This window comes from Actinomadura formosensis NBRC 14204 (assembly GCF_001552155.1).
GTDB classification, from domain to species: Bacteria; Actinomycetota; Actinomycetes; order Streptosporangiales; family Streptosporangiaceae; genus Spirillospora; species Spirillospora formosensis.
This window is the reverse complement of the sequence record NZ_BCQQ01000051.1, coordinates 33863-42599: the sequence shown is the minus strand read 5'-3', so window position 1 is coordinate 42599 and position 8737 is coordinate 33863. Positions and strand designations below refer to the sequence as shown.

At 71.8% G+C, this 8737-nt stretch carries 9 protein-coding genes and 1 pseudogene; 5 read left to right on the top strand and 5 right to left on the bottom strand.

Annotation, left to right across the window (positions count from 1 at the left end; translation table 11 throughout):
* Positions 1-278, top strand: a pseudogene (locus tag AF1_RS35155) (hypothetical protein); the annotation flags it as partial.
* Here AF1_RS35155 and AF1_RS15555 read toward each other — a convergent pair.
* Positions 275-1801 carry an ATP-dependent DNA ligase gene (locus tag AF1_RS15555; RefSeq protein WP_067798748.1) on the bottom strand — a complete coding sequence of 509 codons (1527 nt, stop codon included), beginning with the start codon at positions 1799-1801 and terminating at the stop codon, positions 275-277. The pseudogene AF1_RS35155 and the gene AF1_RS15555 overlap by 4 nt on opposite strands.
* Positions 1802-1924: 123 nt before the next feature.
* On the opposite strand from AF1_RS15555, the gene AF1_RS15550 reads away from it, so the two are divergent.
* Positions 1925-2665, top strand: a complete 741-nt coding sequence (locus AF1_RS15550; protein ID WP_067798746.1) for a hypothetical protein — start codon at positions 1925-1927, stop codon at positions 2663-2665.
* Between the two features lie 337 nt (positions 2666-3002).
* Here the strand turns inward: AF1_RS15550 and AF1_RS15545 are convergent, their stop codons facing one another.
* Entirely contained in the window at positions 3003-3866 is an 864-nt protein-coding gene (locus AF1_RS15545; protein ID WP_067798743.1) for an SDR family NAD(P)-dependent oxidoreductase, read from the bottom strand.
* A 191-nt stretch (positions 3867-4057) separates the two neighbouring features.
* Between AF1_RS15545 and AF1_RS15540 the strand changes: the two genes are divergently transcribed.
* Positions 4058-4747 carry a TetR/AcrR family transcriptional regulator gene (locus AF1_RS15540; protein ID WP_067798739.1) on the top strand — a complete coding sequence of 230 codons (690 nt, stop codon included), beginning with the start codon at positions 4058-4060 and terminating at the stop codon, positions 4745-4747.
* On the opposite strand, the gene AF1_RS15535 is transcribed toward AF1_RS15540, so the two are convergent.
* Positions 4683-5345 carry a TetR/AcrR family transcriptional regulator gene (locus AF1_RS15535; RefSeq protein ID WP_242608942.1) on the bottom strand — a complete coding sequence of 221 codons (663 nt, stop codon included), beginning with the start codon at positions 5343-5345 and terminating at the stop codon, positions 4683-4685. The genes AF1_RS15540 and AF1_RS15535 overlap by 65 nt on opposite strands.
* 82 nt (positions 5346-5427) lie before the next feature.
* Here AF1_RS15535 and AF1_RS15530 point away from each other — a divergent pair, with 82 nt between their 5' ends.
* Together AF1_RS15530 and AF1_RS15525 are read left to right on the top strand one after the other, a co-directional pair.
* The gene (locus AF1_RS15530; protein WP_067798733.1) at positions 5428-6891 is read left to right on the top strand and encodes a flavin-containing monooxygenase; all 1464 of its coding nucleotides are present in this window, start codon (positions 5428-5430) and stop codon (positions 6889-6891) included.
* A gap of 17 nt (positions 6892-6908) precedes the next feature.
* A complete protein-coding gene (locus tag AF1_RS15525) occupies positions 6909-7289 on the top strand; it encodes a nitroreductase family deazaflavin-dependent oxidoreductase (protein WP_084262956.1) in 381 nt (126 codons plus the stop codon).
* 3 nt (positions 7290-7292) lie between these two features.
* Here the strand turns inward: AF1_RS15525 and AF1_RS15520 are convergent, their stop codons facing one another.
* Together AF1_RS15520 and AF1_RS15515 are read right to left on the bottom strand one after the other, a co-directional pair.
* Complete coding sequence (locus AF1_RS15520; RefSeq protein ID WP_067798730.1) at positions 7293-7940, bottom strand: TetR/AcrR family transcriptional regulator; 648 nt, start codon at positions 7938-7940, stop codon at positions 7293-7295.
* Between the two features lie 105 nt (positions 7941-8045).
* A complete protein-coding gene (locus AF1_RS15515) occupies positions 8046-8690 on the bottom strand; it encodes a TetR/AcrR family transcriptional regulator (protein ID WP_067798727.1) in 645 nt (214 codons plus the stop codon).
* Positions 8691-8737: the final 47 nt, after the last annotated feature.

Genomic DNA, 8737 nt, shown 5'->3' with positions numbered 1-8737 from the left:
AGGACGGGACGCGGCGCCGGGCCTCCGCCCGCGCCGAGCGCAAGGCCGCCGCGCGCACGCTGTCCCAGGTCCGCCGCCGGACCACGTCCCGTATGCGGGCCCGCGCCCTGGAAAGGCGGGGCCGCCGCTCCCGCCGGGGCGGGGAGTTCCCGCCCGGTGTCCGGCCCGGCGGGCGGCTCCCGCCGACGCCACCGGAACCCGCCGAGCCCGTTCAGCCCGCCGAGCCGGCTCGGCTCGGCGAGCCGGCCGCCGGCAAGGGCGACGACCCGCAGCCCTAGTCGATGACCGGGGCGACGGCGCGGACGGTGCCGATCGTGTCGGCCTCCGCGGCGGACTTGTCGGGCCGGTACCGCAGGACGCGTGCGAACCGCAGCGCGATGCCGCCGGGATAGCGGGGACTGCGCTGGACGCCGTCGAACGCGATCTCGACGACAAGTTCGGGACGGACGTGCACCGTCCGGCCGTCCTCCCGCACGGCCAGTTCGCGGAACTTCTTCGTCTGCCAGGCGAGCAGCTCGTCGGTGAGCCCCTTGAACGTCTTCCCGAGCATGACGAACCCGCCCGTCTCGGGGTCGCGGGCGCCGAGATGGAGGTTGGACAGCAGCCCCTGGCGGCGCCCGTGCCCCCACTCCGCGGCGAGAACGACCAGGTCGAGGGTGTGCCGCGGCTTGACCTTGAGCCACCCGGCGCCGCGCCGCCCGGCCGTGTAGGGCGTGTCGAGCGACTTGACCAGGACGCCCTCGTGCCCCCGCGCGACGGCCTCGTCGAACATCGCCTTGGCCCGCGCCGGATCCCCGGTGACGATCCGGGGCATCCGCAGCTCCGCCGGCACGACCCGCGCGAGCGCCGCGTTCCGCTCGGCCCCCGGCGCGTCGAGCAGGTCGTTCCCGTCGAGATGAAGGACGTCGAAGAGGAAGACGCTCAGCGGTACCGGATCGGCCGTCTTCGCCGTGCGGGTCGCGGTGCGGGCGGCGGTGACCTGGAAGGGGTGGGGGTGGCCGCCCGGGCGCAGGGCGATCAGCTCGCCGTCGAACACCGCCTCGCGGACGGGCAGGCCGTGCACGGCCTCGGTAACCTCGGGCAGCCGGGAGGTGATCTCGTCCAGGGTCCGGGTGAAGACCCGTACCTCGCCGCCGGAGACGTGCACCTGCGCGCGGATGCCGTCGAGCTTCCACTCGACGGCCGCCTCCGCCTTGAGCTTGCCGAACGCCTCGTCGATGGACGGTGCCGGCGCGGCCAGCATCGGCTTGACCGGCCGGCCGACCTCCAGTGTGAACGCGCGCAGGCCGTCCGCCCCGTCCGCGAGGGCCGCCGTGGCGACCGGCCCCAGCGAGCCGCGCAGCATGAACGCGCGCCGCACCTGCGCGGACGGCACCCCGGCCGCCACCGCGATCGCCTCGGCCATCACCCCGTCCAGCGCGCCCTGCCGCAGCTCGCCCGCCAGCAGCCGGATGAGGAAATCCTGCTCGTCGCGGGTGGCGCGGCCGAGCAGCGCCGCGACCAGCTCCCGCCGCCGCGCGACCGACCCCGCCCCCGACACCGCGCCGATCCCGGAGAACGCCGCGTCCACCTCCGCGACGGTCAGCGACGGCCCGGCGGCCGGCGGCGGCACCTCGCGAAGCGATGCGTATCCGACGCCGATCTGGCGTTGCGGCAGCTCACCCGACAGGTAGGCGACCACGGTCGCGGCCTGCCCGGCGCCCGCCCGGCGCAGGCACTCCGCGAGCGCGGATACCTTGGCCTTCCGGCCGGAGGTGCCCGCCACCGCCCCCGACGTCCGCGCGATCTCCGCTATCAGCACCCCTCCAGTGTGACCATGGGGACTGACAATCCACACCGTCCGGGGGCTTGGTCAGGGGCGGCGCGCCTGACTACGTTGACGGGAGTGCGGGCCATGACGAGTCGGGGGAGTGAGGAGCGGGACGTGGGGCCTCGGCGTCCGGTCGAACCGTTCCAGCGGCCGTACTCGGGGCCGGAGCCGCCGTCCGCGGCGCGCCGGCCGAGGCGGCTCGCGCTGCTGGTCGCGGGCGTCGCGTTCGCCGTGGCGGCGGTGGCCGTCTTCCTGGTGGCGCCCGGCAAGGGCGGCGGGACCGACAGGGCGTCGGTGACGCCGCGCCGGAGCGTCCCGCCGCGGACGCCGCCGTCCGAGCCCGCGGAGCGGGCACGGGTCGTCACGGCGCTGCCGCCGCCGTGCGGGACGGTGACCGAAGGCACCGTCGAACGTGCCGTGCCCAAGGCGACCAGACGGCAGAGCGCGAACTCGACGCTCACCACGTGCACGTACTCCTCGACGGGGTCGGAGTTCCGCTGGCTGCGGGTGGAGACGCGGCTGTACGCGCCCGCCAACACCGGGACCCCGGTGCGGGACGCCGAGAGCTACTACGACGCGCAGTGGGCCCAGGCGCACGCCGCCCCGCTCGTCCAGACGATCACGCTGGAGCGTCAAGGCGGTGTCGGGGACGAGGCGTTCCGCTGGTTCAAAGCCGACGAGGGGCAGCCGACCGTGGTCGGGCAGGTCACCGTCCGGGTCCGCAACGCGGTCTTCACGGTCAGCTACAGCGAGCGGGCGCCCGCCAAGGGCGAGCGGGCGGAGCGGGAGCGCGGCTGCCTCGCCGAGGCGACCACCGCCGCCCGCGAAGTGCTCGCGGCGCTAAATCATTTCTGACCTGATTCGGCCGAGCATGGCACGTTTTCTGTCAATACCTCTAGGGTGATCCAGTAAAGGGGAGGCGGTATGCCGATCATGCCCCCGTATCGGGCGTCGGATCGGCGTGCTGGTGGCGCCGTGGAGGAGGAGGTCGACGACGTGACCGTGCAATCAGTAGGAGTGTCCTGGGTGAGATAACTCCAGGACAGCGCCCATGTTCGTCGATGGGCCGCGGAGTGGACCCCGCTCCGCGGCCCTTTTGCTTCCCCCCGTTGAAACCAATGCGTCCGGCATTCAAGAACCATTTTCTAAAAGCGCTTCGACATCAAGATAAACGGTCGCCGAAGCGACTGCGTCAGCCCTGGGGGGTGGGGATTTTGGCCAGCAGGCGCAGGGCGGCGGGGGAGACCCGGGACAGGGCGTGCAGGAGGTGGCCCTCGAAGTTGACCGGGACCACCGGCTTGTTCTTGATGATGGCGTTGACGACCCGCTCGGCGACCTTCTCCGGCGGGTAGTTGCGCAGCCGGATGGCCTTCTGGCCGCGCTGCCGCAGCCTCTCGGCGGACCTGATGTCCCCCTCGGCGTAGATTCCGTTCCTGACGATGTCGGTGCTGACGAAACCGGGGCAGACGGCGGTGACGCCGATGCGGCTGCCGGCCAGTTCCGCGCGCAGGCACTCGCTGAGCATCAGGACGGCCGCCTTCGTCGTGCAGTAGGCGGGCATCGCGCGCCACGGCGAGTACGCGGCGGCGGACGCGATGTTGACGATGTGGCCGCCGAGGTTCGGCTTGTCGGGCTTGTTGGGCAGGGCGTGCACGCGGTCGCGCATCTGCCGGCCGAACAGCCGGGACCCGTGGATGACGCCCCACAGGTTGACGCCCATGATGCGGTCCCAGTCGTCCAGGCCGGTGTCGAGGAACGAGCCCGCGAGCGCGATGCCCGCGTTGTTGACCACGATGTCGGGGACGCGGTGGGCTTCCTTCACCTCGGCGGCGAACGTCTCCATCGCGGCGGCGTCCGCCACGTCCACCTCGTAGGCGGTGCCGCCCGCCCCGACCGTCTTGGCGCGGACGATGGTCCGCTCGGCGGCGGCCAGGTCGATGTCGGCCGCGATGACGCTCGCCCCGTTCCCGGCCAGCGCGAGGGCGGTGGCCCGGCCGATCCCGCTGCCGGCTCCGGTGACGACGGCGAGCGCGCCGTCGAAGTGCGCGAGGGGCATGCAAACCTCCGAGGTGTTCGGGTCGAGTGATCCAAACGTACTCAGCCCGCCGCGGCATCGGCGATGACCGCGTCCACTTCGGCCTGCGCTCCTCCCCGAAGCGCGGACGTACGGTGTACGTCTCACGTACAATGTACGTACGGTGTCATGGGACACTTACCGATGTCAACGGCGGAAAAGAGGCGGCCGTGATGGCGAGGCGGGTGACCTCCGACGCCGTGCGTCCCGCGCTGACCCGTGACCGCATCGTGCGGGCGGCGGTCGCGCTGATCGAGCGGGAGGGCGCGGACGCGCTGTCGATGCGCCGGGTCGCGGCCGACCTGGGCGTCGCGGTCATGTCGCTCTACAACCACGTCCCGAACAAGAGTGCGCTGCTGGAGGGCGTCGCCGAGCACGTCGTCGCGGGCATGGAACTGGAGGACGACCCGTCCGAGCCGTGGCAGAAGCGTGCGCGCGCCCTCGTCCGGGCGTTCCGGAAGGTCGCCCGCGACAACCCGCGCTGCATGGCGATCGTCCTCACCCACAAGGTCGACACTTCGGCGGGGCTGCGGCCGGTGGAGCGCGCGCTCGCGCTGGCGGACGCGGCCGGGTTCGACGGCGGCACCGCCGTGCGGATCATGCGGGCGCTGCTCGCCTACGCGATCGGCGCCCAGATGCGCGAGGCCGGGGTGGAGAAGATGCTCGGGCACCTGGCCGAGACCGGCGCCGAGTCGTGGAACCGCCTCGACCCGGACGAGTTCCGGCACGTCATCGCCTACGGGCCCGAACTGGCCGCGCACGATGCCGAGACCGACTTCGAGTTCGGCCTCGACCTGCTCATCGGAGCTCTGGAGGCACTTCCCCGCCGGCCGGCGGAGGGGGCGGGGCCAGATAGGGGCTGAGGCCCTGCCGGCAGAAGCCGGTCATATAGCGGGCCGCGTCCTGCGCCGACACGTCGGGACGGCTCGTCTGCCACAGCGCCATCCGCTCGCTCGCGCCCATGATGATCTGCGTGTACGCCTCGATGACGTCGCCGGGCGCGGACGGGGCGAACATCGTGAGCACCCCGGCGATCAGCGTGCTCTGCTGCCGCCGGGTCGCCTCGACGGCCTCCGCGGTCTCCGCGGACGCGGCTATCGGCTCGCGCAGCAGCATCGCGAACGACTTGCTGTGCGAGTCGATGAAGGAGAAGTAGGCCACCATGCCGCGCCACAGGATGTCCTCGGCGGTGGTGGCGCCCGCCATGGCCTTCTGGGTCACGTCGAGCAGTTCCGCCTTGGAGCGGCTCACGCACGCCACGAGCAGCCCGTCCTTGGAGCCGAAGTACTCGTAGAGCATCGGCTTGGAGACCCCGCAGCGCTCGGCGATCTCGTCCATGGAGGTGGCCTGGTAGCCGCGCTCGCCGAACACCTCCTCGGCCACGTCCAGCATCTGCCGCTCGCGCTCGGCCCGGGCCATCCGCCGCCGGCGGGACGGGGGCGGAGGTGTGGCGCCACTCACAGGAGAACCCCTCTGTTGGACCTATCGTCAGTAAGCTACTCCCGGTAACTTACTGAAAGTAGGTTACGCGGAAGGATGGGTTATGAGCGAGCGCGGCCCGGCGATCGTCATCATCGGCTCCGGCTTCGCCGGCCTCGGCATGGCGATCCGGCTCAAGCAGTCCGGCTTCCACGACTTCGTCGTGCTGGAGAAGAGCGAGGCGCTCGGCGGGACGTGGCACGACAACATCTACCCCGGGTGCGCCTGCGACGTCCCCTCGCACATGTACTCCTTCTCGTTCGAGCTGAACCCCGGCTGGACGCGCATGTTCGCGCCGCAGCCCGAGATCCGCGCCTACATGGAGCGCACCGCCGACAAGTACCGGGTGCGCGACCACATCCGCTTCGGCGCGAAGGTCGACTCCATGGAGTACGACGACGGCGCGCGCCGCTGGAACGTGACGCTCGCGGACGGGGGCGTCCTCACCCCGAAGGCCATCGTCTCCGGCATCGGCGCCCTGCACGTCCCGTCCTTCCCGGACCTGCCGGGCATCGAGCGGTTCAAGGGGACCGCGTTCCACTCCGCCGAGTGGGACCACTCCTATGACCCCGCGGGCAAGCGCGTCGCCGTCATCGGGACGGGCGCGTCCGCGATCCAGTTCGTCCCGCGGGTCGCCGAGCAGGCGAGCGACCTCGTCGTCTTCCAGCGGACGCCGCCGTGGATCCAGCCCAAGCCGGACGTGGCCATCCCGGCGCCGGTGCGCAAGGTGTTCGAGAAGGTGCCGGGCGCCGCCCGCGCCTTCCGGGGCGGCGTCTACTGGGCGCTGGAGGCCCGCGCCGTCGGCTTCACCATCGACCCGCGGCTGTCGACGCCGCAGGAGAAGATCGCCCGCCGGCACCTGGAGAAGCAGATCGCCGACCCCGTCCTGCGCGCCAAGGTGACGCCCGGCTACACGATCGGCTGCAAGCGGATCCTGCTGTCCAACGACTACTATCCGGCGCTCACGCGTCCCAACGTGCACGTGGAGACCTCCGGCGTCGCCGAGGTCCGCGAGCACTCGATCGTCACCGGGGACGGACGCGAACACGAGGTCGACTGCATCATCTACGGCACCGGCTTCAAGGTGACCGACGCCCTCACCGATCTGCGCGTCACCGGACGCGACGGCACCAAGCTGCAGGAGATCTGGGCGGACGGCATCGAGGCGCACCGCGGCACCACGATCCCCGGCATGCCGAACTTCTTCATGCTGCTCGGCCCGAACACCGGCCTCGGCCACAACTCCGTCGTCTTCATGATCGAGGTGCAGATCCAGCACGTGCTGAGCTGCCTGCGCCTGCTGCGGGAGCACGGCGCCGACGCGATCGAGCCGAAGCCGCGGGCCGCGCGCCGCTTCAACGACCGCATGCAGAGGCGGCTGCGGCGCGCCGTCTGGAACGAGGGCGGCTGCAGCAGCTGGTACCTCGACGACAAGGGCGTCAACCGCACCCTGTGGCCGGGCCACACCTTCGAGTTCTGGGCGACGACACGCAAAGCCGACCCGGACGAGTACCTCCTCACCCGCTGACGTGTTACCCATGGGGCATGCCGAAGCCGCTGATGCCGAGATCGGTCGCCCGCTTCAACAAGGTCGTCACGAACCGGATCCAGGGCGTCTACGCGCCCTATCTGCCGCCGTTCGCGGTGATCGTCCACAGGGGCCGCCGGTCGGGCCGTGCGTACCGGACGCCCGTGATCGCGTTCCGCAGCGGCCGGCGGCTCATCGTCGGGCTCCCGTACGGGCGGGACTGCGACTGGGTCCGCAACCTGCTCGCCGAGGGACGCGGCGGCGTGGAACGCCTCGGCCGCGCCCGCCGCATCGGCGACCCGCGCGTCCTGACCGCGGCCGGGGCCGGAGACCTCCCCCTGCCCGGCCGCTTCGCCGCCCGCTACATGGACGTCCTGGTCGCGGACATCGAGGATTGACCCTTACTTGATGGGGGCGAAGATGGGGCGGAAGCCCGCGATGAGCTGCCGGATCACCGGACGCTGCTCGGCGGGCGTCCGGCCGCGCAGCCGGTGGATCGGGTCGAGGCCGTCGTAGTACGGCGCGAGCGCCAGGAACGGCAGGAGGGTCATCAGCCACGTGGCGAGGACGTCGAGATCGGCGTCCTCGCGGATGGCGCCCTCGGCCTTCCACAGCTCCAGCGTCGGATGGATGACCTGCAGATAGTGCTGGTTCGCGGTGTCGCGGACGACGGACCGGACGCTGTTGTCGAGCTCGAAGTTGGTCGCCGCGGTGACGCCGCGCTCCAGCGGATGGTCCGCCATGTACTCGGTCCAGTCGCACAGGACGTCGAACAGCCACTCGTCGAAGGCCTGGTCGAAGTCGACGCGCTCGATGCGCCGTTCCATCTCCTCGCGGATGCGGCGGGACGTCTCGTCGCACACGAACGCGAAGAACTCCAGCTTGTCGCTGAAGTACTGGAACAGCGAGCCCTTGGCGATGCCGGCCTCGCGCGCGATGGTGTTCAGGCTGCCGGTCGAGTACCCGTGCTCCCCGAACTCGCGCATCGCCACCTCAAGCACCCGCTCGCGCTTGGCGACGTTGAGGCGGAACCAGGTCGACGTCGGCATGGACTCCTTCGACTTTCCGTCAGGATCCGGTAACCAGGAGGTCAGGATAACGGGTCCCCGCCGTCCCCTGTGACCGCGGACACCACCCGCGCCCCGGAGCGCTGGTCAGCGGGCCAGCCGGATGAGAATGCGGCAGACCTCATCGATGATCTCGGTGGCCTCGGACTCGCTCTCCGCCGTCGCGATCTCCCGCCCGGCCTCGCCGATGACGGTGGTGAGGACGAGGCTCAGCACCTGCTCGGGGCGGCCGGCGGGTTCGCCGGACGAGGGGCCGCGCAGCAGCCTGGTGTTCTGCGCGATCCAGTGCTGGGCGCGGCTGCGGCGCATCAGCGACGACCCGGACGGGCCCTCGCCGCCGAGGAACAGCCGGGCCGCCTCCCGCCGCTCCCAGCACACCCGCAGGTAGGCACGGGCGCCGGCGATGAACAGCGCGATCGGGTCGGACTCGCCGTCCTTGCGGGCGGCGGACACGGCCTGCGCGGCGCTCGCCTCCTGCTCGGCGGTCAGCTCCTCCCACAGCGCGACGTACAGCCCGGCCTTGCCGCCGTAGTGGTGGTAGAGGCTGCCGACGCTGATCCCGGACCGCTCGACGATCTCGGCGATGCCCGCGTCGGCGTAGCCGCGGTCGGCGAAGACCTGCTGCGCCGCGGTCAGCAGCGCCTGCCGGGTGGCGTCGGCGCGGGCCCACTGCCGGCCGCCGCCGGTTCCCTCGCCCCCGCCGTTCGTCTGCCGCGTGCCGCTCGTCCGCATCACTCCATGGTGCCAGGCCGCGGACGCGGGAACCGGGCGGAGCGGCG